The following is a 25766-nucleotide window of genomic DNA, read 5'->3' as shown; positions in this document are numbered from 1 at the left end:
ATGTAAGTCAAACATATTGCGAGTATGTTCAACATACTCCGATAGGTGTAGAGACGCCGCTTGTCCGCGCTGAGCAATGCCGCAACGCAAGAAGGCGGCCCGATGGGCCGCCTTCTCGTTTTGCGTACGCTCTTTTTCGTTAGTCCAAGCCCTCAGTGCGAGTGCCGCGGTACCTCTGCGCCGCGACAGCCGACCAGGAAGTCGAAATCGCAGCCTCGATCGGCCTGCAGTACATGCTCGATGTAGAGCTGGCGATAGCCGCCGGTACTGGCGATTTGGGTCGACTCAGCGGTGGGATCAGACTCAGCCAGGCGCGCAGTCAGTTCGGCATCGTCGACCTCCAGATGCAACGTGCCGGCGTAGGCATCGAGGGCGATCAGGTCGCCATTACGGACCGCCGCGAGCGGCCCTCCGGCAGCGGCTTCCGGCGCCACGTGGAGAACCACGGTACCGTAGGCGGTACCGCTCATACGCGCATCGGAAATGCGCACCATGTCGGTAATGCCCTGCTCGAGCAGCTTGGACGGCAGCCCCATGTTGCCGACCTCGGCCATGCCGTGATAACCGCGTGGCCCGCAGTTTTTCATCACCAGAATGTCGTCGGCGGTGACATCGAGATCGGGATCGTTGATGCGCGCCTTGTAGTCATCGAAATTCTCGAAGACCACGGCACGGCCACGGTGCATCATCAGCTCGGGGGTCGCCGCGGAAGGCTTGAGGACGGCACCGTTGGGCGCGAGATTACCGCGCATCACGCACATGCCGCCGTCCTCGCGCAATGGCGTGTCGAGGGGGCGAATCACGGCGTCGTTGTAAAGCGGCGCGTCCTGGACGTTCTCCCACAGCGTCTTGCCGTTGATGGTCAGAGCATCCTTGTGCGGCAGCCGGTCGGCCTCGCCAAGGCGCCGCAACACGGCGGGCAAGCCGCCGGCATAGTAGAACTCTTCCATCAGGTAGCGACCCGAAGGCTGCAGGTCGACGATGGTCGGCGTGCCGCGTCCGATGCGCGTCCAGTCATCCAGCGTCAGGTCGACCCCGATGCGTCCGGCGATGGCTTGCAAGTGAATGACCGCATTGGTCGAGCCACCGATGGCCGCGTTGGTGCGAATAGCGTTCTCGAAGGCTTGCTTGGTCAGCACCTTGGAGAGTTTGAGATCCTCGTGGACCATCTCGACGATACGATTGCCGGACAGGTGCGCCAGTACATAGCGGCGCGAATCGACGGCCGGTATCGCCGCATTGTGGGGCAACGAGGTACCCAGCGATTCGGCCATGCAGGCCATGGTCGAGGCGGTCCCCATGGTGTTGCAGGTACCGGCGGAGCGCGACATGCCTGCTTCGGCGGCCATGAAGTCATGCAGCGATATCTTGCCGGCTTTCACCTCCTCGGAGAGCTGCCAGACGACGGTTCCCGAGCCAATGTCCTTGCCCTCGTGCTTGCCGTTGAGCATCGGGCCGCCAGTGACCACAAGAGTGGGAATATCGCAGCTCGCCGCGCCCATCAGCAGCGCCGGCGTGGTCTTGTCGCAGCCCACCAGCAGAATCACGGCATCGAGCGGGTTGCCGCGAATCGCCTCCTCGACATCCATGCTCGCCAGGTTGCGGGTGAACATCGCGGTGGGACGCAGGTTGGACTCACCGTTAGAGAACACCGGAAACTCGACCGGGTAACCGCCAGCCTCGAGCACCCCTTTCTTGACGTGTTCGGCGAGCTTGCGGAAATGCGCGTTGCAGGGGGTGAGCTCCGACCAGGTATTACAGATGCCGATGATCGGTTTACCCTGGAATTCATGGTCGGGAATGCCCTGGTTCTTCATCCAACTGCGATACATGAAGCCGTTCTTGTCGGCAGTGCCGAACCACTCGGCACTGCGCAGTCGGCGGGGGGACTGGCTCATCAGGGGCTCCTTCTCGTGGCATTCGCATTCGCGTTGCCAACACCATAAACGCCCCTTTCAATAACCGGATAATGTCAAAAAAGACCTTCTTTGATGTAAAAAAAAATATCAAAAATAATATCGCGCTTTTTCCACCCTCTTCAGGAACAGACATCGAGACTGAGGCACAATGACGAAAAGCGCCGTCAGGGTACTGATTAAAGGGCATTTTTATCTAACGAACGTTGAAATTGCGGCGTCGATTACCCCCCATACCGGCAGCCAGGGTGCCTGGGGTAGATTGCAATGGGTATACCAAAGTCTATGTTGAACATGTAAGCACTATGTTCAACATTTACCGCCTGATGCGACGAATCCAAGGGCGCTCCCATGAATGAATTTCACCCGTTTCTCCCCCAGGATGCCGGCAACGATAGCTTGATCGGCCGCGTATGGGACCCCGATGCGCAAGGTCCCCGCCTGGTCACCGTACGTGACGGCATGCTGCACGATATCAGCGCGCTGGCTCCCACGTTCAGCGCCCTGCTGGAGTTCGACGATCTAGCAACACGCATCGCCCAAGCACCGGATGCACCTCTCCTCACGGTTAGCAATTGCCTGGAGGCCTCGCTCGACGCCGAGGGCGACCCCGCCACCTGGCATCTTCTAGCGCCCTGCGATTTGCAGGCGATCAAGGCCTGTGGGGTAACGTTCGCGTCATCGATGCTGGAGCGAGTGATCGAGGAACAGGCGCGTGGCGATAGCCAGAAGGCCGCGGCATTGCGCGACACCGTCACCTCGCTGATCGGCGACGACCTTTCCCGGCTAACGCCGGGATCTGCCGAGGCCGAGGCCCTAAAGGCCAAGCTGGTGGAGCTCGACGTTTGGTCGCAATACCTGGAAGTCGGCATCGGCCCCGACGCCGAAGTGTTCACCAAGTCGCAACCCATGTCGGCGGTGGGCCTGGGTCACCGGGTCGGGATTCACCCGGCCTCGAAGTGGAACAACCCCGAGCCTGAAGTCGTGCTGGCGGTGGACTCGCGCGGCCAAGTACGTGGCGCCACGCTCGGCAACGATGTCAACCTACGCGATGTCGAAGGACGGAGTGCTCTGTTGCTGGGCAAGGCCAAGGATAACAACGCCTCCTGCGCCATCGGCCCCTTCGTGCGCCTGTTCGATGACGACTTCGACATCGACAGTGTCCGCGCCCTGGAAGTCACCCTGGATGTCCGCGGCGAGGATGGTTTTCACCTAGATGCGGTGAGCTCGATGAATCAAATCAGTCGCGACCCGCTCGATCTCGTCGACCAAACACTGGGGGCGCATCACCAGTACCCGGACGGCTTCATGCTGTTCCTGGGAACCTTATTCGCCCCGACCCAGGACCGTGATACCCAAGGTAGTGGCTTCACTCACCACCTCGAAGATGTGGTGACCATCGCCACGCCCACACTCGGGGCGCTGGTCAATCGCGTCGACACCAGCGACCGCATTCGGCCCTGGCAGTTCGGTAGCGGCGCTCTGCTGAATTATCTCGTACGACAGCGTCCCGGCGCTTGACGGTCGGCTTTTCAACACCAACATGGCCTGCCACTGAAGATTTGTGCCTGGCCATGGCATCCACTCAAAACAGTACTCTCGATGACATGGGAGGCGCACGCGACGCCACGGGGTCACGCCGCAACATCGGTGCGACTTAACGCCCCTTGACTCTAGCGCTCAGCGTCGCCATGTCTCATATATGCCCATCAATGCCAGGAGGCAAGCATGATATTGGAAGGCAAACAGATCATCGGACAAGACATCGCAGCCGGCCCCGGCACTAGCTTCCAGGCGGTTGACCCTGCCAATGGTGAGACTTTGCCCCCCGAGTTTCCCAGTGCCGATAGCAAGCAGGTCGAGCGCGCCTGTCAGCTCGCTTGGGACGCCTTCGATGCGTATCGCGAAACCTCTCTGGAGGAACGGGCCAAGTTTCTGGAGACCATCGCCGAGGAAATCGAACACTTGGGCGGTGGCCTGATCGAACGTGCCATGAGCGAAAGTGGCCTGCCGGTCGCACGCCTGGAAGGCGAGCGTGGACGTACCTGCAACCAGCTACGCCTTTTCGCGGGTGTCGTCCGTGCCGGCGAATGGCTCGATGTCCGTGTCGATCCGGCGCTGCCGGAACGCACGCCCATGCCGCGCCCTGATCTTCGCCAGCGTCACATTCCTCTAGGACCCGTCGCGGTCTTCGGCGCCAGCAACTTCCCGCTAGCCTTCTCCGTGGCCGGCGGTGACACCGCTTCTGCATTGGCATCGGGCTGCCCGGTGATCGTCAAGGCACACTCGGCGCACCCCGGCACCTCCGAGCTAGTGGCACGTGCCATCCAAAGCGCCGCCAAGAAGTGCAACATGCCTGAAGGCGTGTTCTCCATGCTCTTCGATGCCGGTTACGAAGTGGGTACCTCGCTGGTCAAGCATCCCAACATCAAGGCGGTCGGTTTCACCGGCTCGCGCAAGGGTGGCTTGGCGCTGCAACAAGCCGCGCAATCGCGCCCCGAGCCGATCCCGGTCTATGCCGAGATGAGCAGCATCAACCCCGTATTCTTGATGCCCAAAGCGCTTGAAGCACGCGGTACCGATCTCGCCCAAGCCTTCGTCGGCTCTCTTTCCATGGGCGCAGGCCAGTTCTGCACTAACCCTGGCCTAGTGATCGGTCTCAAGAGCCCGGCACTGGATAGCTTCATCGAAGAAGCCGGCAAGGCGCTCAAGGAGACGCCTGCGAATACCATGCTGACGCCCGGAATCCATTCAGCCTACGAGCAGAGCGTCGCCAAGCTGGCGGGCAATGCCAAGGTGAACGAAGTGGGCCGTGGCCTTACCGGCGAAGGCGAAAACCAGTGCCAAGCCGGCCTCTTCACCACGCAAGGCGCCGATGTGCTGGCCGATGAATCGCTGCAGGAAGAAGTGTTCGGCGCCACGTCTCTGGTCGTGATCTGTAGCGACATGGACGAGATGAAGCGTGTGGCCGAAGCACTGGAAGGCCAACTGACCGCTACCCTGCAGATGGACGAAGGCGACACCGACGCCGCCGCACGCCTACTGCCCACGCTGGAACGCAAGGCGGGTCGCATCATGGCCAACGGCTGGCCGACTGGTGTCGAGGTCTCTCATACCATGGTCCACGGTGGTCCCTTCCCGGCCACGACCGATTCACGCACCACCTCCGTAGGCAGCGCCGCGATCTTCCGCTTCCTGCGTCCGGTGTGCTATCAGAACCTGTCCGATTCGCTGCTTCCCGAGGCCCTCAAGGAAGCGAACAGCCTCAGCCTGAAGCGTCTCGTCGACGGCAAGCGCGAGGGATAAACATTCCCTCCTGATGTGCCTGAGCCCTTCCGGACAAGAGCCATCAGCAACGCAAAACGCCCCATGGCAGCAACATTGCCATGGGGCGTTTTTCATGGCCGCTCGTCACCTGACGAGCGGCGCGCGTGAGCCGCTAGCGGCTAGATCACGCTTGCGAGCGCTTCCGCTGAGGAGCGTCTCCGTTTTCACGTTGACGCCGCGGGGCACGCTCCGTCGAGCCGTGATCTTCGGCAATCTCCAGCGGACGGCCGGCGACACGCGCTTGGCCGATACGCGACAGCACAGCGGTCGGCAGCGTACTCGGCAATTCGACCACAGAGAAGGCATTGCGGATGTCGATACGGCCGATTTTGCCACCGTCGATGCCGCCTTCATTGGCCAATGCACCCACCAATTGGCCGGGCTTGACGCCATCCTTGTGACCCACTGACACGCGGTAACGCGTCATACCAGCGCTCGGGCCACGATCACGACGATTGGGTTTTTCGTCGCGACCGCCTCCCTGGCGAGCGGGGCGACGCTCACCCGGCTTCGGCAAGCGACCGATGGGGGCCTCACCGGAACGCGCCATGCTGGCCATGGCACAAGCCAGATCCACGGGATCATAGCCGTCGTCGGCCAAGCCTTCGATCAACTCACGCTGATAGTCGCTGCCTTGCTCCAGCGTCTTCAGCACGCGCTCACGAAACAGCTTGTCGCGATGGGCACGGATGACGGACTCATCGGGCAGTTCGACTTCCTGCATCTGTTGACCGGTCACACGCTCCATATCACGTACGCGGCGCTGCTCGCGGCCACCAGCGAAGGTAATCGCCACGCCCTTGCGCCCAGCGCGCCCCGTCCGCCCGATGCGGTGGGTATACGCCTCGCCGTCTTGCGGCAGGTCGTAGTTGAAAACGTGCGTGATACGCGGCACGTCGAGACCGCGCGCGGCGACGTCGGTGGCGATGAGGACATCGACCTTGCCACGCTTGAGGCGATCGACGGTCCGCTCGCGCAGGCTTTGATCCAGGTCGCCGGACAGCGCCGCCGCGTTCACACCACGCGCCAACAATTGCTCGACCAGCGTGGTGCAGGCGGCACGTGTGCGCACAAAGGCAATAGCGGCGTCCACCGGCTCTACCTCGAGCAAGCGCGATAGCGCCTCCAGCTTGGCGCCACCTTCGATACGCACCAAGCGCTGCTCGATGCCTTCGGCCGTCTTGGTCTTGGTTTCGATCATGATCCTGAGCGGATCGACCAGGTAATGATCGACGATGCGCGAGATTTCGTTGGGCAAGGTCGCGGAGAAAAATACGCGCTGCGCCTCTTTCGGCGTGTCGGAGACCACACGCTTGACGTCATCGATGAAGCCCATGCGCAGCATTTCGTCGGCCTCGTCGAGCACCAACGCATTGAGGCCGTCGAGTTTAAGGCTGCCACGATTGAGGTGGTCGATCACGCGTCCCGGCGTGCCCACGATGACCTGGGCGCCACGGCGTAATCCACTGAGTTGTTCGCGATACTCTTGGCCACCACACAGGCTGAGAACCTCAAGCCCCTTGAGATCACGGCCGTACTGGACGAAAGAAGCGGCAACCTGCTGTGCCAGCTCACGCGTCGGCGCAAGCACCAGCACTTGCGGCTCACGACGCTTGAGGTCAAGACGCGACAGCAGCGGCAAGGCAAAAGCAGCGGTCTTGCCAGTACCGGTCTGGGCTTGACCCAGCACATCGCGCCCTTCAAGCAGCGCGGGAATGGTTTTAGACTGAATCAGTGAGGGCGTCTCATATCCCAATGATTCGAGCGTAGAAAGAAGAACAGACGGCAGCGAAAGCTCGGCGAAAGTCGGCGAGGCAGCGGGAGTCGTGGTCATGTCACACCTTGGATAGCCGGAGCGAACCGGCGGAAAAATTCAAGGCGCCTTCATTGCCCATCGGCCGCTCGGCCTGGGGCATCGAAACAAAAGGCGCCGGTCGCAGCACCTGCGTCCTGCCGCATATGCGGCAGCTGTGGCGACCTTACGCGTCGTGGCGCGCCATCGATGCGGCAAGCGCTCTCACGGCCGGCTCGAAGCGAGCGGGCAATGCGCCTTGCGCAGAAACGTCCTTTAGGCTCTATCCACGTTGGGTGGAAGGCACATCGCACAGGGACGAATACAGGATGGAGGGGTCAACACATGCGAGGAGATGGCATACTACCATCGACTAATGGCTTTGCCCAATCTTATTCGTACATCAAGCTCTATTCGATTATCGAGGAAGTCTCCCCATGCCGACGTTGTGGATCGACGCCGACGCGTGTCCGCGTCATGCCCGCGAAGTCATCGTACGTGCCGCCGAGCGCACTCAAACGCCGACACGCTTCGTCGCCAATCACCGCCTGCCCTTGCCGCCCTCGGCCTGGGTCAGCGCGCTGGCCGTCCCCGGTGGCTTCGATGCCGCCGACGACGCCATCGTCGACCGAGTGGCGCCGGGCGATCTCGTTGTCACCGCCGACCTACCACTGGCGGAAGCCGCGTTGGCGCGCGAGGCCGAGGTCATCACCAATCGTGGCGAAACGCTGACCCGCGACAGTATTCGCGCCCAGGTACAGATGCGTGACTTCATGGAAACCCTGCGCGCCAGCGGCGAGCATACCGGCGGCCCCAAACCTTATGGCGACGTCGAACGACGCACCTTCGCAAATGCGCTCGATCGCTGGCTGACACGCGCCCAGCAGCGACGCTGATACATCGATCTAAGCACCACGAATGCCCCGCCCCGGCAACCGCTCGCGGTCATGGGGACGTTCCAGCGCCAGTACCGGCCCCTTGGGAACGATGCGCGTGGGGTTGATGGTGTCGTGGCTATAATAGTAATGGCGCTTGATGTGATCGAAATTCACCGTCTCGGCAATGCCTGGCCATTGATAGAGCTCGCGCAGATAATTCGACAAATTGGGATAATCTTCGATACGCCGGAGATTGCACTTGAAGTGTCCGTGATAGACGGCGTCGAAGCGGATCAACGTGGTGAATAGCCGAATGTCCGCCTCGGTCAGCCACTCACCGGCAAGATAGCGCTGGGTGTCGAGCCGTGACTCGAGCCGCTCGAGTGCCTCGAACAACGCCGTGACGTGTTTCTCGTAGACCGCCTGCTGCGTGGCGAAGCCGGCCTTGTAAACACCATTGTTGATGTGGTCATAGACATCGGCGTTGACGGCATCGATGGTCTCGCGGAGATCTACCGGGTAAAGATCCAGCCGGTTGCCGGTCAAGTCATCGAATGCCCCGCCCAGCATGCGCACCAAATCGGCGGACTCATTGTTGACGATACGTTCCTCACGCTTGTCCCACAGCGCCGGCACCGTCACGCGCCCTGTATAATGCGCATCGGTCAGCGTATAGAGCTGGTGGTGGTAGTCGACACCATTGAGCGGATCGCCACTCGAGCCTTCATCGGTGGCGTAGGACCAGCCCTGCTCCAGCATCAGCGGACTGGTATGTGATACACCGACCAAGTCCTCGAGCCCCTTGAGCTTGCGCATGATCAGGGTGCGATGCGCCCACGGGCACGCCAGCGACACATACAGATGGAAGCGCCCCGCCTCGGCCGCGATACCCGGCTGGCCTTGCGGTCCCGGCGTACCGTCCGGCGTCACCCAGTCACGCAACTGGGCGGACTCGCGAACGAATTCACCGCCGTGCTTCTTGGTGTCATACCACTGGTCGTGCCAACGTCCTTCGATCAACAGTCCCATATCTGCTCTCCTAAACCGATCCTGACGCTTATTGAGCGGGTGGCCGGCGTCTGGCCACTCTCGATGCCGCTCAGCATAGGACGATTGATTCGATGCTCAAGCGCATTAAAGCGCCCTAATCATTCGTTTCTATCGAATGTTCATCACAGCAATCGGCCACGGCTTCGTGCAGGGCCGCCGCCAACGCCCGCGTGGCAGGCCCGGCGCGGTCCCGGTCGCGAAAGATTAACTGCATCGGCGTTTCGCGACGCCCCCCGAGCGCCAGAGGCAAGGGGACAAGCGTCCCCATACGCAATGCCTCGCGAATGCGGGTCGTCGGCATCCAGGCGAACCCCAACCCACGGCACAGCATGTCGAACGACGTCACCAGGTGACTCAAGGTCCAGCGCTGCTCGGCCTTGAGCCACCCGGCATCCATCGACTGATGTAGCGCCGAATCTCGCACCACCAACTGACGATGCTGCTCCAGATCGCGCAGGTCGAGTTCACGCCCCAGATGCTGCAGGGGATGCTCGGGATGCGAGACAGCCAAAAACTCCACGTTGACCAATGGCTCGCCCAGAAACCCCTGGGCGGCGATGCCAGACACCACCAGGTCCGCTCGTCCATCGTAGAGCATCTCGACACCGCCATTGAGTACGGTTTCATGCAATTGCACGCGAACATGGGGATAGTGGCGCGAGACACTGTCCAACGCATGCGCCAAGGCATCCGGCGGAAAGATCTGATCGACGGCGATCACCACCTCGGCTTCGAGCCCCTCGCCCAAGCGTCCGGCGACATCTTCCAGAGCCTCGGCGCTTTCCAGCAATTGCCGGGCACGACGTAGCAACATGTCGCCCGCCTCGGTCAATCGCACCTGGCGCCCCACGGGTTCCAGCACCTGGACGCCTAACTGCTCTTCAAGCTTGTGTACCGCGTGATTGAGCGTGGAAGGACTCTTGTGCACGGCTTCGGCGGCACGCGCGAAACCACCATGATCGACCACGGCGGCGAGCATTCTCCATTGCGCTAACGTGACATTGACCATTCGATTATCCCGAAGGTTAGGAGCAAAAATATGCGATTAATTTTCGAAAAATACGAACTAGAATGCCAGGCATGGTCATCAAGAGGGCTCACCATGACACATACGACGCGGACTGACCGCCAGATCAAACACATTCGCCCCAGCCACCCAAGCCAGGATGGCGATGGCGTCAAGATCAAACGCCTCCACGACTTCGAGGGTGGGCTCGATCCGTTCCTCATGCTCGACGAACTGGGCTCCGATCGTCCCGATGACTATATCGGAGGCTTTCCTCCGCACCCACACCGAGGCATGCAGACGCTCACCTATGTCATTCACGGGGGGCTAACGCACGAAGACCACCTCGGCCACAGCAGCACCATTCATGCCGGCGATGCGCAATGGATGCACACCGGACGCGGGATGATTCATTCCGAGATGCCGCTGACCGACAGCCAAGGACTCCACGCCTTTCAGTTGTGGATCAACCTGCCGGCACGCGACAAACTAAGCACAGCCACTTACCGCGATATACGCGCGCGGGACATGCCACACCTTGAAGGGCAAGCCGCGCACTTGATCGCTCTCGGCGGTCGCTGGCAAAACGCCACGGCCAGCGTCGACGGCCCTCTCGATGCCTTGGCGGGTAATGCCGGCGTCGCCGATGTGCGGGTCGAATCGGGCACCGTGTCGCTGACGCAGCTCGGTGACGAGACTCTGCTGGTATATACCTATTTAGGGACGGTAAAGATTGGTAACCAAGTGGTAAATACTGGTCATCTCGCAGTACTGGAGGAAGGCGATACGCTCACTCTGGAAGCTGACGGTAAGGCCGGTGCCTTACTCTTGCGTGGCACTCCGCATCGCGAGCCCATCGCTCACTATGGACCTTTCGTGATGAATTCACGCGACGAGCTCGAGGCCGCCATGCAGGCCTATCGAGACGGCAGCTTGACCGACTAAAGTCATGTCGCTACGGTACATCGCGTGGCACCGGTAAAGGACTACCAACATAGCCACGTTATAGGCAAGCGGATAACATCGGCTTGCCTATACTGTATGCATGAACAGGATAGGCATTTCATTTAGCATGAGTTATCGTTTCGATGCCTTTTATTTATTTAACGTTCACGTATACGGCTTCTATTCATCATGCTGCGGATTCTTCATTCGCTGCCCCGCACACATAAATTAATTCTGTTACCGGTCGCCACCATGGTGACCGTGCTGGGCGCGCACAAAATCGTTACCGTCATCGACGATAATGGTGGCAATTCAGCCACTCACCAGATCACTCAGGACGTCGACACTTCTCGTTCGTCGTCTCCTTCGCTGGCGAGCAATGCCCTCGACACCCTGGAAACCGTCACCACGCACGACATTCCGCTGAGTGAGCTCAAGGCTCAGGAAATCGTCGATGTCGACTTCGTCGACAAGGCGCATGCGGCTGATGACACCGTGGCCGAGGCGCCCGCTTTCAAGGCGCACGCAGCTCCTCCTTACCTCGCCGCCGATGCCCTTCACGTGGCCATCCAGTTACCTGGACTTCTCTCCGAGGACGAGCTCGACGATGCAACATTAGGCGGAACGTCCTACGAAGACTTTTCCATCGACCCGACGGAATTGCACGACGAGGACGGCCCCCCCGATCTTGAGCGCGAGATCGCTACACAGCAGGAATTCGTGCCGGAATGGGAAACCTATACGGTACAGAAAGGCGATACGTTCGCCTTGACGGCGGAGCGTACCCTGGGCCTGGGATACAGCGATGTCATGCACATTCTGGACAGCATTCCCGACAAGAGCGCTTTGACCCGCTGGCGTGTCGGGCGCTCGTTCGATTACAAGCTCGATCAGGAAGGCGACCTGCTCGCACTGCGTGTCATGAAAAATGCACGTGAAGGCTACTTGATCGAGCGTAAGTCTCCCCAAGACGATTTCGACGTCTCCAACATCCTCAAGGCCACCGAACCGTCTCAACGCCTTTTTGCCGGCACGGTCAACGGAAGCTTCACTCTGTCGGCGGAATCCACAGGGCTTTCTCGCGCCGAAGTCGCCCAATTGACGAGCCTACTCTCGAAGAAACTGGATTTCCGCCGTAATACGCGTGCTGGCGATCATTTCCAGGTACTCGTCGAATCCGACATGCTGGAAGGCGAAAGCGTCGATTCACGGATTCTCGCCGCTCAGTACCAAGGCGATCGTATGAATCTGACCGTCGTACGCAATAACGCCGACGACCAGTTTTATACACCCGACGGCCAGAGCCTCGATCCCGCCTTCAACCGGTATCCGTTCGAAGGCCACTATCGCATAAGCTCGCCGTTCAACCTGCGACGCACGCATCCGATCACCGGACGCATCAGCCCGCACCGGGGCACGGACTTCGCCATGCGTACCGGCACGCCCGTCGATGCACCGGCTGCCGGCCGCGTCATCAAGTCCGCCTATCAGGCGGGTGGCGCCGGCAACTACCTCGTCATTCGCCACGACAACGGCTACAAGACGCGCTACATGCATCTCTCCAAACGCCTCGTCTCTGAAGGTGATCGTGTCGAGATGGGTCAAAAAATCGCCTTATCCGGTAACACGGGCGGTAGCACGGGCCCACACCTGCACTACGAGGTAATGGTCAACAACCGTTCCGTGGACGCTATGCGCGTCAAGTTGCCCGAAAACCAGAGTCTGGAAGGCAAGGCATTGGCGGCATTCCAGAAGGAATCCAAACCGTTACTCGCCAAGCTGGAAAACGACGCCGATACTCCGGCCATCGCCAGCGTGCATCTCGACGAGGACACCGGCGACGAAGGTTGATCCCGGCAACGATTTTCGAGCAATAAATGCCACGCCCCACCTAATGGTGGGGCGTGGCATTTATGGGGCGTCATGGCTAAGGGGCGTGATGGAACCGGGCACCGCCCAGCAGTCGGTCGCCGCCCATATCGAGCGGACCATGCCGCCCTTCCATCACCCAGTCGCTCCCATGCTCGCCCTCGCTTTTGGTATCCACCAGCGGGTAATTGACGCCCAGATCATCGGCGGCCTCACGAAACAGGTCCGGTCGAACACAACGGACCAGGCATTCCTCAAGTATCGGCTCGCTGACATCCAGGTGCTGCCAACGCCGCATCTGTTCAGCATACCAACGTAGATGAGACCGCCAGGGGAAGTTCGCGGCATACCGATAGAATACACTCGCGCCATGCGGCGCCGGTGTACCTTCCGCCGCCATGCTTTCCTCCACCACAGTGGGGGGCACGTCCAGATAGCCCTTTTCGCACATCAAACGTGCCGCCTCGATACGCTGCGCCGGAGTGTCCAGCCAGGCGCAAGCCTCGAGTAGCGCTCTTAGCACTGCGCGGTGCGTGGCCGGATAGGCATCGGCCCATGCCTCGCGTACCGCAAAGACCTTTTCCTGCCCATGCTGCCAAATGGCATGACTGCCGATCAGCACGCGGCCGCTATCCCGACGCGCCGCGAGCGTATTCCAGGGTTCGCCGACACAATAGCCATCCAGCCAACCGGCCTCGAGTTGCTCCGCTACCAAGGGCGGGGGCACCACGCGTAACTCGAGATCACGATCGGGGTCGACACCGCCTTCCGCCAGCCAATAGCGTAGCTGATAGCGGTGCGAAGAAAATGGATACACGCTAGCGAAACGCAACGCCGGCTCGCCGGCGGCCCGTCGTTGGCGCACCACCGCTGCCAATGCACGGGCGGAGATCGGTGACTGCGCCATGGCCTCAGGGTCGGCTGCCTGCATGCTGGCATACAACGCATTGGACACAGTGATGGCATTACCCCCGAGGTTCAGCGTCAGCGCCGAAAGCATCGGTGTAGAGCGTCCATCGAGTCCCAATGTCGAGGCCAGCGGCATCAAGGGCAGCATCTGCGCACCATCGAGGAGTCCGAGCTGCATACCATCGCGCAAGCCCGCCCACGACGACTCGACGTGCAGCGACACATCTAGCCCATGCGTCGCGAAGAAGCCGCGTTCTAGCGCCACCACCAGTGGCGCAGCATCGTTGAGCGGCAACATGCCCAGGGTCAATGTATCGCGCTCGGGCAAGGGCCACTCGCTTCGAGGCGTTTGGGGCTCATTCATCATTGTCTCCTACGACTCGACGTCATCGCTGGCCAGGACGGCCTGAGCCACCTCGTGAATGGTCAGCCGACGATTCATGGCGCGTTTGCGTAGCCATTGATAGGCGGCGTCTTCACTGAACGCGTGCATTTCCATCAATTGGCTCTTGGCGCGCTCAATGGTGCGTCGCTGAGAGAGCGTGGTCTGCGTCTTGGTCAATTCGCCCTTGAGAGCGCGATGCGCTTCGAAGCTCGCAATCGCCACGTTAACCATCGAACGCACCAGCGCCGGTTGCACGTCCTCGACCACGTAGGCGCTGACGCCTGCACTCGTCGCTTCGCGCGTCAAGTCCGGCGTTTCTTCCTCGGCAAGCATGATCATCGGCTTCGGGAAGCGGCGACCCAGTTGCCCCATGTGCTCCAAGGTATCGCGACTGGGCAGCGCCGCATCGATGATCACCGCATCCGGTTTGACGCGCGTCATGATGGCGTAGAGATCGTCATGCTCGTCGGCACGCGTCACGACCTCGAATCCCGCGTCACGCAACGCATGTTCGAGTGCTCGCGAACGTTCCGGACGCGCATCCACGATCAGCACCTTCACGGTCATGCGCTTTCCTCTCCTGGGTGCTTGTCGATTTGTAATGCAGGTTACATGCCAGGTAATGCCCTTCGGCAGCCCATACCACACGGACTCTGCACATCAGCAGTGCGTCATCGGTGCATTACTACGGTGCGATAGCGCTTCAAGACGCACCAAAAGCATGCCAGTGAGTCGTCATGGACCGCTAAGCCGGGACATGCATCCTCGCCCTGCTTCATTGGCATGCCTTTTGCTTTTTATAGGACAGCAAGACGTGGACCAGGCTCACCAGGTGAGTACGAGTGCGTCGAACCCCAGGACCGGCCCTTCATGACGAAGGTTGCCGACGTCTCGTTCGACCACCGCTACGCCAACGTTAGAGGATGAGCCATGGAAATCCGCAACAAAGCCAACAAGATACGGCTTTTCAGCCTCAAGACACCGCAGATGCGCGCCTTCCACATGTCATGGTTCGCGTTCCATGTCTGCTTCTTCGGCTGGTTCGGTATCGCGCCCTTGATGGCCGTGGTGCGCGAAGATCTCGACCTGAGCAAGGCCCAGATCGGCAATACCATCATCGCTTCCGTCGCCATCACGGTGCTGGTCCGCCTGGTCATCGGCCTGCTCTGCGACAAGATCGGGCCACGCAAGGCCTACACCTGGCTGCTATGCCTCGGCTCGCTTCCCGTGATGTTGATCGGCCTGGCCGACAGCTTCGAGACCTTCCTGCTGGCACGACTGGCGATCGGGGCCATCGGCGCTTCTTTCGTGATCACTCAATATCATTCCTCGATCATGTTCGGGCCCAATGTCGTCGGCACCGCCAACGCGACCACGGCCGGCTGGGGCAACCTGGGGGGCGGCACCACGCAGATCCTGATGCCACTGGTCTTCTCCGGCATTCTGATGCTGGGCGTCAACGAAGCGCTCGGCTGGCGTCTGGCCATGGTCGTGCCCGGTATCGTGCTGTTCCTGACCGGCATTGCCTATTACGTCTTCACGCAGGACGCACCGAACGGCAACTTCGACGCACTGCGGGCGCGCGGAGAACTCCCCTATCCCGAAAAGGAACACGGTATGGCGCACAGCTTCGGCGCCGCCATGCGGGACGTGCGCGTCTGGGCGCTGTTCATCGTCTACGCGGCCTGCTTCGGCGTCGAGCTGACCATCAACAATATCGCCGCCATTTACTTCTTCGATAACTTCGAGCTCGACTTGGCCACTGCCGGACTCATCGCCGGGCTATTTGGGCTAATGAACCTGTTCGCTCGTACCTTGGGCGGCATCTTCTCGGATCTTTTTGCCCGCCAGGGTGGTCTCAAGGGCCGCGTGCGCTGGCTGTTCATCGCCATGTTCTGCGAAGGCATCGCGCTGATGGGCTTCGCCCAGATGCAGACGCTGGCACTCGCCATCGGCATCATGCTGGTCTTCAGCCTGTTCACCCAGATGGCGGAAGGCGCCACCTTCGGCGTCGTCCCCTTCATCAACAAGAAGGCGCTCGGCGCCGTGGCCGGCATCGTGGGAGCCGGCGGCAACGCTGGCGCCGTGGCGGCGGGCTTTCTGTTCCGCAGCGAATCGCTGAGTTATCAGCAAGGGCTGTTTTATCTTGGCCTAGCCGTACTGCTGGCATCGTTCTGTGCCTTGCTGGTGCGCTTCTCGCCGCAGGTCCTCGCCGAAGAAGATGCCGCCTATCGCGACGCCGCCGCAGGCAACGCAACCCCCGTCGATGCCATCGCGGCGCGCTGAACCACATCTTCCTTATTGACCCACGTAAAAACCACCGCCCTTGGGCGGTGGTTTGCGTGTAGAGAGCAAGGACATCACGATGACCGCATCGCGCTCGCTCAGGTGCCCACTTTGTCGGACACGACATCATCCTGGCGCACTGACTTGGCGAGTCGGTGGCTCGCCACATAATAGATCGCTGCCCCCAACGCCGATCCGGTGAACCAGCCGTAATCGTAGAACCAGGTCCAGGCGCCCGTCGTCAGCGAGAAGACAGTCAGCGCCACCGGCACGAAGAAGGCGATGAAACCGGCCGGATTGTAAGCCGGATAGGCCGCACCGTCCTTGTACAGGCTGGCGACATCGAGTTTCTGGCGCTTGATCAGGAAGTAATCGACGATCATGATCCCAGCGATCGGCCCCAACAGGCTCGAATATCCCAGCAACCAGTTGGAATACAGGCTTTCGAGGGTCACGTCGGAAACGATCACGCCGGCTTTCTGCAGCAGGTCATACCCCATCAGCAGCACACCCACCAGACCGGTCATCAGCGTGCCGCGCGTCTGGTTGATCAGCTTGGGCGCGATGTTTTGAAAGTCGTTGGTCGGCGACACGATATTGCCGGCGGTATTGGTCGAGATCGTCGCGATGATGATCAGCACCATGGCGATGACCACCCAAAAAGGATTGTCGATACGCCCGATCAAGTTCACCGGGTCGGCAATCGTTTCACCCACCAGCGACGCCGACGCCGCCGTCATGACAACGCCGAGCGAGGCAAAGAAGAACATCGTCAGCGGTAATCCGATGATCTGGCCGACGATCTGGTCCTTCTGACTCTTGGCAAAACGGCTGAAGTCGGGAATATTGAGCGACAGGGTCGCCCAGAAGCCCACCATGGCCGTAAGCCCGGCAAAAAAGTATCCGTATACCGGCTCGCCCTCGGGACGCGATGGCGGCTGGCTCAACAGCTCAGTCATCGACACGTGCGGCATGGCCCAGGCCATCAAGCCAACAGCGACCGCCAACAGCAGCGGCGCCGAAAGGGTTTCCAGCCACTTGATCGACTCAGCACCGCGGATCACTACATAAAGATTCATGGCACCGAACAGGAAGAAGCCGATCACCTCGCCGAGCCCGTCCAGCGTCCGCCACGGCGGAAAGATCGCCGACAGTAATAGGTGAATCGCCAGCCCACCGAACATCGTCTGAATACCGAACCAGCCGCACCCGACCAGCGCCCTGATCAGGCAGGGAACGTTGGAGCCACGAATACCGAACGACGAGCGCAATACCACCGGAAATGGAATGCCGAACTTGGTGCCAGGGAAGGCGTTCAGCGTCAGGGGCACCAGGATCACGATATTGGCAATCAAGATCGTGACCAGCGCCTCGCTCACCGAGAGGCCGAAGTAAGCGGTCAGGATGCCGCCCAGCGTGTAGGTCGGTACGCAAATCGACAGACCGACCCACAAAGCCGCGACGTTCCAACGCGACCAAGTACGCTCTTCGAGTCGTGTCGGGGCGATATCCTCATTGAAGCGTGAACTTTCCCGAACATCGTCACCGACCTCGAGCTCGACGAGATCGCCACGCTGTACCGAGCGTGAAGTGTTTGCCGTCATTGTTGTTATCTCCTCATGCGGCCGCCAACTCCCCGCACCGGGAAGCCGTGCGTTGTGTTGAATACTGACTGTCGCCTGCCACTTTCCCGCAAAAAGCGTGCCCAAATTGACGTTTTGATGAAGGAGCACCCTTGAAAGCCGCCCTCGGCGACCCTGGCCGCTTGCAACAAGTCATTGATTTCAATAAATCAATCAATCCTGCCCATATCGTCAACTTTTGATCGATATCATCACTACGAAAATTAAACATGCCTTATCGGGCTGGTTGGCAAGCACCCTGACACTCTAGACAATTTCTACAATGGTGCATAACAACGCTAATCAGGCTGCCCATTTGTCTTGATAAATATCATATCTATATGTTTTAAAAGTAAAAAAATAACTCATATTTTTAATGAAAGGCTTGGTGCATGCCCTGCATCCTTATAGGGAATTCGTTGTTAATTAATGAGTTACGTTATTTTAAAGCCATTACAAAAAATTTAAAAAAACCTTGAAATAATACCTAAATAGCGACTAGGTTTTTACTATCCTGACTCTACAGACAGGTTTTAGGAAAAGCGAATCAATACACGCCGACGCATGACGAGCGTTAACAACAAGCACAAGATGAGGATTGATTGATGGAAAAAGTAAAGATCGGCTTGATCCAGATGGCCTTGAAGGTCGAGACCGACCTCGAGCCGGCCGCCATTCGCGATGCCATGAACGAGGCGCATTTGCCCTACATCGAGCAAGCCGCCGAGGCCGGTGTCCAGGTGCTGTGTTTCCAGGAAGTCTTCAACCAGCCCTATTTCTGCCCCAGCCAGGACAAGAAGTGGTACGCCGCCGCCGAGAAAGTCCCCGAAGGGCCGACCTGCCAGATGATGCAGAAACTCGCCGCCAAGCATCACATGGTAATCATCGTGCCCATCTTCGAGGAGACCGCCCCGGGCATCTACTACAACACTGCGGCAGTGTTTGACGCCGACGGCAGCTATCTCGGCAAGTACCACAAGACACACATTCCCCAGGTCGCCGGCTTCTGGGAGAAGTACTTCTTCAAGCCGGGCAAGTCGAACTGGCCGGTCTTCGACACCGCCTACGGCAAGATCGGCGTATATATCTGCTACGACCGCCACTTCCCCGAAGGCTGGCGCGCCCTGGCACTCAACGGCGCCGAGATCATCTTCAATCCCTCGGCGACCGTCGCCGGCCTGTCGCAATACCTGTGGGAACTCGAACAGCCCGCCTCGGCCGCCGCCAACGGCTGCTTCGTCGCCGCCATCAACCGCGTCGGCACTGAAGCGCCTTGGAACATCGGCGAGTTCTACGGCAACTCCTATATCGCCAACCCGCGCGGCCAGATCGAAGCCAAGGCCAGCGCCAGCGAGGACGAACTGCTGATTCACGAGGTTGATCTGGCGATGGTCCGCGAAATCCGCAACACCTGGCAGTTCTTCCGCGACCGCCGGCCCGAGACGTATACACGGCTAACCGACGGCGAATAGGGAAACAACGGCTAACAATTCCAAGAGGTTTGAAATCATGACCATCCTGATCCGTGGCGGCACCGTCGTCACCCATGACGCCACCTACCGCGCCGACGTGCTCTGCGTGGACGGCAAGATCGCCACCGTCGGCGTCGACCTCGAAGCCCCGGCCGACGCCGAGGTAATCGACGCCAACGGCCAGTACGTAATGCCCGGTGGCATCGACCCGCATACCCACATGCAGTTGCCGTTCATGGGCACCGTGGCCAGCGAGGATTTCTACACCGGCACCGCCGCCGGGCTCGCCGGCGGCACTACCACGATCATCGACTTCGTGATTCCCAATCCCGGCCAGCCACTGATGGAAGCCTTCGAGACCTGGCGCGGCTGGGCCGAGAAGGCCGCCAGCGACTACGCCTTCCATGTCGCGGTGACCTGGTGGGACGACAGTGTCCACGAAGACATGGGCACCCTGGTGCGCGAACACGGCGTCAATAGCTTCAAGCACTTCATGGCCTACAAGAACGCCATCATGGCCACCGACGACATCCTGGTGGCCAGCTTCACCCGCTGCCTGGAGCTTGGCGCGGTGCCCACCGTGCATGCCGAGAACGGCGAGTTGGTCTATCACATGCAGCAGAAACTGCTCGCTCAAGGGCTCACCGGTCCCGAAGCGCATCCGCTGTCGCGCCCACCGCAGGTCGAAGGCGAAGCCGCCAGCCGTGCCATCCGCATCGCCGGCACGCTGGGCGCACCGATCTACGTGGTTCACGTCTCCTGTCGCGACGCGCTTGACGAGATCACCTACGCCCGCCGCCAGGGCCAGCCGGTCTACGGCGAATGTCTCGCCGGGCACCTGATGATCGACGACAGCGTCTACCGCAACGCGGACTGGGCCAAGGCCGCCGCCCACGTGATGAGTCCCCCGTTTCGCAGCAAGGAGCATCAAGACGCGCTTTGGACCGGTCTGCAATCCGGCAACCTGCAGACCACTGCCACCGACCACTGCTGCTTCTGCGCCGAACAGAAGGCGATGGGCAAGGACGACTTCACCAAGATCCCCAACGGCACCGCCGGGATCGAAGATCGCATGGCGGTAATCTGGGACGAAGGCGTCAACGGCGGGCGTATCTCGATGCAGGATTTCGTCGCCGTCACCTCCACCAACACCGCCAAGATATTCAACATGTACCCGCGCAAGGGCGCGATCCAGGAGGGCGCCGACGCCGACCTGGTGGTCTGGGACCCCAACGCCACGCGCACGATTTCCGCCAAGACCCACCATCAGAACGTCGACTTCAACATCTTCGAGGGCAAGACGGTGCGCGGCATCCCGCGCCATACCATCAGCCAAGGCAAGTGGGTGTGGCGCGATGGCAAGGACTTGCACGCCGAACGCGGCGCCGGTCGCTATATCGAGCGGCCCGCCTACCCCGGGGTCTATGACGTACTCAAGAAACGTGCCGAGCGCAACGCGGCCACCGCCGTCGAGCGCTGAATCGCCGAGAACCGTCATCCAATAACAATTCTCGGCTGATGCTGAAAATCAGGCGAGCGAAGGTCAGACAAGGCAAAAATTGGCGAAAAATGCGGAGTTTACTGAAGTAAATGAGCAATTTAAGCCAATTTTTAACGCCGTATGACCGAGCGCAGCCATTTTCAGAAGAGCCGAAGGAGTTCTACCGTGACTCATCCCCTGGATCATCTATCCCGCGCCGGTGACGACACCCGCGATAGCGCCTCGCTCGAGGCCAACTTCAGCGACCTGCACCCGCCGCTGACCCAGCGCCAGGCATTCATCGAGAGCCAGCGCTGCCTGTACTGCTACGATGCACCGTGCGTGGAAGCTTGCCCGTCAGACATCGACATCCCGCGCTTCATCCGCGAGATCGCCGAGGACAATATCAACGGCGCCGCACAGACCATCCTCGAAGAGAACATCCTCGGGGGCAGCTGCGCCCGCGTCTGCCCCACCGAGATCCTCTGCGAGCAGAGTTGCGTGCGCAATCACGACGCCGAGTGCCAACCGGTGCTGATCGGCCTGCTACAACGCCACGCCGTCGATCACATGCACTTCGACGGCCATCCATTCATGCGCGCCGCCGACACCGGCAAGCATATTGCCATCGTCGGCGCTGGGCCGGCCGGACTGTCTTGCGCGCATCGCCTGGCCACCTACGGCCACCGGGTGACGATCTTCGAGGCCGAAGCCAAGACCGGCGGCCTCAACGAATACGGCATTGCCCGCTACAAGCTGGTCGACGACTACGCACAAAAGGAAATCGACTTCCTGCTCGAGATCGGTGGCATCGAGATCCGTCACGGCCAGCGCCTGGGTGACAACCTCGACCTCGAGACCCTGCAGCATGGCTATGATTCGGTATTTTTGGGCCTGGGCCTCGGCACCAGCCGCCAGCTCGGTTTGAGCGGCGAACACGCCGTGGGCTTGATGCCCGCCACCGACTACATCAAGGAGCTGCGCCAGACCGATGACCTGAGCGAGTTGCCGCTGGCGAAGCGCTGCGTGGTGATTGGCGCCGGCAATACCGCCATCGACATGGCAGTGCAGATGGCCCGCCTGGGTGCCGACGCAGTCACCCTGGTGTACCGGCGCGGGGTCGAGTCGATGGCCGCCACCGGCCACGAACAGGAAATCGCCAAGGCCAACGGCGTACGCATCGTTACCTGGGCCCAGCCCGAGAGGATTCTGCTCGACGATGCCGGACGCGTGGCCGGCATGCGTTTCGCGCGCACCGAGTCCCGCGGCGGGGCACTGGTCACCACCGGCGAGACCCTGGACATCCCCACCGATGCGGTGTTCACGGCAATCGGTCAAGCCTTCGAGGCCGCCAGCCTGAGCGACGCCAGAGCCAGCCAGCTCGGCCACGAAGCCGGCAAGATCGAGGTCGACGGCAACTTTCGCACCTCTCTGGCCGGCGTGTTTGCCGGCGGCGACTGCATCGCAGCCGGACAGGATCTTACCGTACAGGCTGTGCAGCACGGCAAGTTGGCCGCCCAGGCCATCCACAACGAGATCATGGCCCAGCAGGAGGTCGCGTAATGAAAGCATTCGCGAAAAAGCCCGACGTCGATCTGAGTATCGAATTCGCCGGCATCCGCTCGCCCAACCCTTTCTGGCTGGCATCCGCCCCGCCCACCGACAAGGCCTACAACGTCGAGCGCGCCTATGAGGCCGGTTGGGGTGGCGTGGTCTGGAAGACCCTCGGTGAGGATCCGGCGGCGGTCAACGTGTCGTCGCGCTACTCGGCGCACTTCGGCAAGAATCGTGAAGTGTTGGGCTTCAACAACATCGAGCTGATCACCGACCGAAGCCTGGAGATCAACCTGCGCGAGATCACCGAGGTCAAGAAGCGCTGGCCCGACCGCGCGCTGATCGTCTCGCTGATGGTGCCCTGCGTCGAGGAGAGCTGGAAGGCGATTCTGCCGCTGGTGGAGGCCACCGGCGCTGACGGCATCGAACTCAACCTGGGTTGCCCGCACGGCATGCCCGAGCGCGGCATGGGCGCCGCGGTAGGCCAGAATCCCGATCTCATCGAACAGGTCACACGCTGGTGCAAGCAGTATTACTCCAAGCCGGTGATCGTCAAACTGACGCCCAACATCACCGATATCCGTGTACCCGCGCGGGCGGCAATGCGCGGCGGCGCCGACGCGGTTTCGCTAATCAATACCATCAACTCGATCACCTCCATCGACCTCGACAACATGGTCGCCAAACCCACCGTGGGCAGCCAGAGCACCCACGGCGGCTACTGCGGGGCAGCGGTCAAGCCGATCGCCATGAACATGGTCGCCGAGATCGCCCGCGATCCGGAAACCCAGGGCCTGCCGATCTGCGGTATCGGCGGCATCTCCAACTGGCGCGACGCCGCGGAGTTCGCCGCGCTGGGGGCCGGCGCGATGCAGGTATGTACCGCCGCCATGCTCCACGGCTTTCGCATCGTCGAGGAAATGCAGGACGGTCTGGCGCGCTGGATGGCCGAGAAGGGCTATCGCAGTCTCGCCGAGTTCTCCGGCAAGGCGGTGGCCAATACCACCGACTGGAAGTATCTGGACATGAACTTCCAGACCATCGCGCACATCGATCAGGACACGTGCATCCAATGCGGGCGCTGCTATATCGCTTGTGAGGATACCTCGCATCAGTCGATCGCCAAGCTGATCGACGCCAGCGGCGCGCGGCGCTACGAGGTGATCGAGGAGGAGTGTGTGGGCTGCAACCTGTGCCAGATCACCTGCCCGGTCGAAGATTGCATCAGCATGGTGCCGCAGCCAAGCGACAAACCCTACATGAGCTGGAACGAGGACCCGCGCAATCCGTTTCGTGAGTCCGCCTGAACACGTTCCTGCCCACTCGAGCGGTACCCCTGGCAACAATGCTGGGGGCGTCTTCCGCTCATAGGACGGTCATGTCACGGCGATAACCCTATCCCACGCAAGATAACGCTAGTCACCGACTGCACCGCATGCTCGAACTGAGTGTCGTCGAGGGGTGCATCATCGTTGAGGAGATAAATCTGGTAATCGAAATCGGCATAATGCTGGGTCGATGCCCAGATCATGTACAGCAAATAGGACGGCTCGACAGGCCAGATCTGCCCTGCCTCGACCCATTCACGTATCTTCGCCTCCTTGAGCTTGGCCCATTCATAGAGGTTATCGCGAAGTGAATCGCCGATGACCGCGCCCCCTTGCATGACTTCGGCTGCCCAGACCTTGGATCCTGCCGCGCGGCCGCGCGAATGGTTCATCTTGGCGCGAATGTAAGTTGAGAGCACGATGCGCGGATCATCATAAAGCTCGAAGCACAGCGCATCCTGCTTCCACACCTCGAGGAGTTCGAGCAGGACGTCACGGTACAGCTCTTCCTTGGTGGAAAAGTAGTAGTGCACATTGGACTTGGGAAGCCCCGCCAATTGCGCGATCTCCCCCATCGAGGCGCCGGCATACCCTTTCTCTGCAAACACCTGCTCCGCCGCCAGCAGGATCTTCTCCACGTTCTGCTGACGAATCCATCCCTTTCGTCTGGCCATTGTTCTCTCTATCCGATTGAATCCTCACGCTGTTGTGCGAGTCTACCACTGCTCTCACCACACTTGGCGTCATGCACCCCAACCGGCAAGACCGCCTGATGCTCGAGGGTTGCGGTATGCCGACTTGATAGCGCACTGTGAATGATCAGGATCGATCATCTAAAGGAGTTGACCATGACCATCGTGCAAGGCGACAAGCTGCCCAGCGTCACCCTCAAGACCAACGGTGCCAACGGCCCCGAAGACCTCGATACCGGCGAACTGTTCGCCGGCAAGCGTGTGGTGCTGTTCGCGGTGCCCGGCGCGTTCACGCCGGGATGCTCCAACACCCATATGCCGGGCTTCGTGATCAATGCTGACGACATTCTCGCCAAGGGGGTGGATACCATCGCCTGCCTGGCCGTCAACGACGCTTTCGTGCTCGGCGCCTGGCAGCAGGATCAAAACGCCCAGGCGATCACCATGCTTGCCGACGGCCACGCCGACTTCACTCACGCCATCGGCATGGAAAAGGACGCCAGCGGCGCTGGCATGGGCACCCGCAGCCAGCGTTACGCCATGATCGTCGACGATGGCGTGGTGAGCTATCTGGGCGTCGATGAAAAGGGCGTCGAGAAGAGCAGCGCCGAAACCATCCTCGCCAATCTATAAGACTATGTATCGGCGTCCTGCCGATGCCTTCTCCTACCTCCCTCGGCCGGTGCATCGGGCACCGGCCGCTCGATCAACGCCGCTCGTCTTTCGGTGAACTCATCACGATATGCGTCGTGATCGCACTGACATGGGGCTGCGTCCCCAGCATTTCGGTATGAAAGCGCTTGTAGCTTGCCAAGTCCTGACTTTCGACTCGCAGGAGATACTCGAACGTGCCGGCGATGTTGTGACATTCGACCACGTCGGAGGCGACATACATGGCACGCTCGAAGGTTTCCTGAGCAGCCTTGGTATGCGATGACAGTCCCACCGTGACATAGGCGACGAACCCGCGCCCCATTTGCTGGGGATCGGTCACCGCACGATAGCCGCGAATCACGCCCGTGCGCTCGAGTTCCTGGACACGACGCAAGCATGCCGAAGGCGATAATGCGACACGCTCGGCCAACTGCACGTTGCTGATACGACCATCCTGTGTGAGCTCTTGCAATATCCTGCGGTCTACAGCATCCATTTCATTCCTTCATTGCATGAAACGCGCAAAAACGACGATATAAGGGCCAATATTGCGCCACGATTCTCTTAAAATTTCACGCCACGTGCAAAGAGAGGATCGTCC

Annotated in this window: 20 protein-coding genes; 11 read left to right on the top strand and 9 right to left on the bottom strand. The window is 60.5% G+C overall.

Features of this window, described 5'->3' with window-relative positions; translation table 11 throughout:
* Window positions 1-152: 152 nt before the first annotated feature.
* The gene (locus tag KZO83_RS03125; RefSeq protein ID WP_247619726.1) at window positions 153-1898 is read right to left on the bottom strand and encodes an IlvD/Edd family dehydratase; all 1746 of its coding nucleotides are present in this window, start codon (window positions 1896-1898) and stop codon (window positions 153-155) included.
* A gap of 369 nt (window positions 1899-2267) precedes the next feature.
* On the opposite strand from KZO83_RS03125, the gene KZO83_RS03120 reads away from it, so the two are divergent.
* Together KZO83_RS03120 and KZO83_RS03115 are read left to right on the top strand one after the other, a co-directional pair.
* Window positions 2268-3437 carry a fumarylacetoacetate hydrolase family protein gene (locus KZO83_RS03120; protein ID WP_247619725.1) on the top strand — a complete coding sequence of 390 codons (1170 nt, stop codon included), beginning with the start codon at window positions 2268-2270 and terminating at the stop codon, window positions 3435-3437.
* Between the two features lie 207 nt (window positions 3438-3644).
* Window positions 3645-5222: an aldehyde dehydrogenase (NADP(+)) gene (locus tag KZO83_RS03115; protein ID WP_178999357.1), complete on the top strand. Its 1578-nt coding sequence runs from the start codon at window positions 3645-3647 to the stop codon at window positions 5220-5222.
* Window positions 5223-5367: 145 nt separating this feature from the next.
* On the opposite strand, the gene KZO83_RS03110 is transcribed toward KZO83_RS03115, so the two are convergent.
* The gene (locus KZO83_RS03110) at window positions 5368-7077 is read right to left on the bottom strand and encodes a DEAD/DEAH box helicase (RefSeq protein ID WP_178999356.1); all 1710 of its coding nucleotides are present in this window, start codon (window positions 7075-7077) and stop codon (window positions 5368-5370) included.
* A gap of 395 nt (window positions 7078-7472) precedes the next feature.
* On the opposite strand from KZO83_RS03110, the gene KZO83_RS03105 reads away from it, so the two are divergent.
* Window positions 7473-7931: a YaiI/YqxD family protein gene (locus KZO83_RS03105; RefSeq protein ID WP_178999355.1), complete on the top strand. Its 459-nt coding sequence runs from the start codon at window positions 7473-7475 to the stop codon at window positions 7929-7931.
* Window positions 7932-7940: 9 nt separating this feature from the next.
* Here KZO83_RS03105 and KZO83_RS03100 read toward each other — a convergent pair whose 3' ends face one another.
* Together KZO83_RS03100 and KZO83_RS03095 are read right to left on the bottom strand one after the other, a co-directional pair.
* Window positions 7941-8942 (bottom strand): glutathione S-transferase family protein, encoded by a 1002-nt coding sequence (locus tag KZO83_RS03100; RefSeq protein WP_247619724.1) that lies wholly within the window; start codon window positions 8940-8942, stop codon window positions 7941-7943.
* A gap of 115 nt (window positions 8943-9057) precedes the next feature.
* Window positions 9058-9972, bottom strand: coding sequence for a LysR family transcriptional regulator (locus KZO83_RS03095; RefSeq protein WP_247619723.1), 915 nt, complete (start codon window positions 9970-9972; stop codon window positions 9058-9060).
* Window positions 9973-10065: 93 nt separating this feature from the next.
* Between KZO83_RS03095 and KZO83_RS03090 the strand changes: the two genes are divergently transcribed.
* On the top strand, window positions 10066-10914 hold the full coding sequence (locus KZO83_RS03090; protein WP_247619722.1) for a pirin family protein: 849 nt from the start codon (window positions 10066-10068) through the stop codon (window positions 10912-10914).
* Window positions 10915-11103: 189 nt separating this feature from the next.
* On the top strand, window positions 11104-12765 hold the full coding sequence (locus KZO83_RS03085) for a peptidoglycan DD-metalloendopeptidase family protein (RefSeq protein WP_247619721.1): 1662 nt from the start codon (window positions 11104-11106) through the stop codon (window positions 12763-12765).
* Between the two features lie 76 nt (window positions 12766-12841).
* On the opposite strand, the gene KZO83_RS03080 is transcribed toward KZO83_RS03085, so the two are convergent.
* Window positions 12842-14056 carry a CmpA/NrtA family ABC transporter substrate-binding protein gene (locus tag KZO83_RS03080; protein ID WP_247619720.1) on the bottom strand — a complete coding sequence of 405 codons (1215 nt, stop codon included), beginning with the start codon at window positions 14054-14056 and terminating at the stop codon, window positions 12842-12844.
* A gap of 9 nt (window positions 14057-14065) precedes the next feature.
* Entirely contained in the window at window positions 14066-14644 is a 579-nt protein-coding gene (locus tag KZO83_RS03075; RefSeq protein ID WP_040244177.1) for an ANTAR domain-containing response regulator, read from the bottom strand.
* Between the two features lie 363 nt (window positions 14645-15007).
* On the opposite strand from KZO83_RS03075, the gene KZO83_RS03070 reads away from it, so the two are divergent.
* Window positions 15008-16363, top strand: a complete 1356-nt coding sequence (locus KZO83_RS03070) for an MFS transporter (protein WP_178999349.1) — start codon at window positions 15008-15010, stop codon at window positions 16361-16363.
* A 98-nt stretch (window positions 16364-16461) separates the two neighbouring features.
* Here the strand turns inward: KZO83_RS03070 and KZO83_RS03065 are convergent, their stop codons facing one another.
* Entirely contained in the window at window positions 16462-17967 is a 1506-nt protein-coding gene (locus tag KZO83_RS03065; protein ID WP_247619719.1) for an NCS1 family nucleobase:cation symporter-1, read from the bottom strand.
* A 623-nt stretch (window positions 17968-18590) separates the two neighbouring features.
* Between KZO83_RS03065 and KZO83_RS03060 the strand changes: the two genes are divergently transcribed.
* From KZO83_RS03060 to preA, 4 genes are all read left to right on the top strand, one after another.
* Window positions 18591-19457, top strand: a complete 867-nt coding sequence (locus KZO83_RS03060) for a nitrilase-related carbon-nitrogen hydrolase (protein ID WP_110062116.1) — start codon at window positions 18591-18593, stop codon at window positions 19455-19457.
* A 37-nt stretch (window positions 19458-19494) separates the two neighbouring features.
* Window positions 19495-20937 carry a dihydropyrimidinase gene (gene hydA / locus KZO83_RS03055; RefSeq protein ID WP_247619718.1) on the top strand — a complete coding sequence of 481 codons (1443 nt, stop codon included), beginning with the start codon at window positions 19495-19497 and terminating at the stop codon, window positions 20935-20937.
* A 186-nt stretch (window positions 20938-21123) separates the two neighbouring features.
* Window positions 21124-22500: an NAD(P)-dependent oxidoreductase gene (locus KZO83_RS03050; RefSeq protein WP_247619717.1), complete on the top strand. Its 1377-nt coding sequence runs from the start codon at window positions 21124-21126 to the stop codon at window positions 22498-22500.
* Window positions 22500-23798 (top strand): NAD-dependent dihydropyrimidine dehydrogenase subunit PreA, encoded by a 1299-nt coding sequence (gene preA, locus KZO83_RS03045; RefSeq protein ID WP_247619716.1) that lies wholly within the window; start codon window positions 22500-22502, stop codon window positions 23796-23798. Before KZO83_RS03050 ends, preA begins: the two co-directional genes overlap by 1 nt.
* Window positions 23799-23872: 74 nt before the next feature.
* Here preA and KZO83_RS03040 read toward each other — a convergent pair whose 3' ends face one another.
* Entirely contained in the window at window positions 23873-24493 is a 621-nt protein-coding gene (locus KZO83_RS03040; protein ID WP_075369997.1) for a TetR/AcrR family transcriptional regulator, read from the bottom strand.
* A 174-nt stretch (window positions 24494-24667) separates the two neighbouring features.
* Here KZO83_RS03040 and KZO83_RS03035 point away from each other — a divergent pair, with 174 nt between their 5' ends.
* Window positions 24668-25144, top strand: coding sequence for a peroxiredoxin (locus KZO83_RS03035; RefSeq protein ID WP_247619715.1), 477 nt, complete (start codon window positions 24668-24670; stop codon window positions 25142-25144).
* A 73-nt stretch (window positions 25145-25217) separates the two neighbouring features.
* Here the strand turns inward: KZO83_RS03035 and KZO83_RS03030 are convergent, their stop codons facing one another.
* Complete coding sequence (locus KZO83_RS03030; RefSeq protein WP_247619714.1) at window positions 25218-25661, bottom strand: Lrp/AsnC family transcriptional regulator; 444 nt, start codon at window positions 25659-25661, stop codon at window positions 25218-25220.
* Window positions 25662-25766 lie beyond the last annotated feature (105 nt).

The sequence above is a fragment of the Chromohalobacter moromii genome (assembly GCF_023091865.1).
Lineage (GTDB): Bacteria > Pseudomonadota > Gammaproteobacteria > Pseudomonadales > Halomonadaceae > Chromohalobacter > Chromohalobacter moromii.
This window is presented reverse-complemented; position numbering and strand designations above follow the sequence as displayed.

Bases quoted from the DNA above. Each gene is read 5' to 3' on its own strand.
- KZO83_RS03125 (WP_247619726.1), bottom strand. From the start codon at position 1,898: ATGAGCCAGTCCCCCCGCCGACTGCGCAGTGCCGAGTGGTTCGGCACT.
- KZO83_RS03120 (WP_247619725.1), top strand. From the start codon at position 2,268: ATGAATGAATTTCACCCGTTTCTCCCCCAGGATGCCGGCAACGATAGC.
- KZO83_RS03115 (WP_178999357.1), top strand. From the start codon at position 3,645: ATGATATTGGAAGGCAAACAGATCATCGGACAAGACATCGCAGCCGGC.
- KZO83_RS03110 (WP_178999356.1), bottom strand. From the start codon at position 7,077: ATGACCACGACTCCCGCTGCCTCGCCGACTTTCGCCGAGCTTTCGCTG.
- KZO83_RS03105 (WP_178999355.1), top strand. From the start codon at position 7,473: ATGCCGACGTTGTGGATCGACGCCGACGCGTGTCCGCGTCATGCCCGC.
- KZO83_RS03100 (WP_247619724.1), bottom strand. From the start codon at position 8,942: ATGGGACTGTTGATCGAAGGACGTTGGCACGACCAGTGGTATGACACC.
- KZO83_RS03095 (WP_247619723.1), bottom strand. From the start codon at position 9,972: ATGGTCAATGTCACGTTAGCGCAATGGAGAATGCTCGCCGCCGTGGTC.
- KZO83_RS03090 (WP_247619722.1), top strand. From the start codon at position 10,066: ATGACACATACGACGCGGACTGACCGCCAGATCAAACACATTCGCCCC.
- KZO83_RS03085 (WP_247619721.1), top strand. From the start codon at position 11,104: ATGCTGCGGATTCTTCATTCGCTGCCCCGCACACATAAATTAATTCTG.
- KZO83_RS03080 (WP_247619720.1), bottom strand. From the start codon at position 14,056: ATGAATGAGCCCCAAACGCCTCGAAGCGAGTGGCCCTTGCCCGAGCGC.
- KZO83_RS03075 (WP_040244177.1), bottom strand. From the start codon at position 14,644: ATGACCGTGAAGGTGCTGATCGTGGATGCGCGTCCGGAACGTTCGCGA.
- KZO83_RS03070 (WP_178999349.1), top strand. From the start codon at position 15,008: ATGGAAATCCGCAACAAAGCCAACAAGATACGGCTTTTCAGCCTCAAG.
- KZO83_RS03065 (WP_247619719.1), bottom strand. From the start codon at position 17,967: ATGACGGCAAACACTTCACGCTCGGTACAGCGTGGCGATCTCGTCGAG.
- KZO83_RS03060 (WP_110062116.1), top strand. From the start codon at position 18,591: ATGGAAAAAGTAAAGATCGGCTTGATCCAGATGGCCTTGAAGGTCGAG.
- hydA (WP_247619718.1), top strand. From the start codon at position 19,495: ATGACCATCCTGATCCGTGGCGGCACCGTCGTCACCCATGACGCCACC.
- preA (WP_247619716.1), top strand. From the start codon at position 22,500: ATGAAAGCATTCGCGAAAAAGCCCGACGTCGATCTGAGTATCGAATTC.
- KZO83_RS03040 (WP_075369997.1), bottom strand. From the start codon at position 24,493: ATGGCCAGACGAAAGGGATGGATTCGTCAGCAGAACGTGGAGAAGATC.
- KZO83_RS03035 (WP_247619715.1), top strand. From the start codon at position 24,668: ATGACCATCGTGCAAGGCGACAAGCTGCCCAGCGTCACCCTCAAGACC.
- KZO83_RS03030 (WP_247619714.1), bottom strand. From the start codon at position 25,661: ATGGATGCTGTAGACCGCAGGATATTGCAAGAGCTCACACAGGATGGT.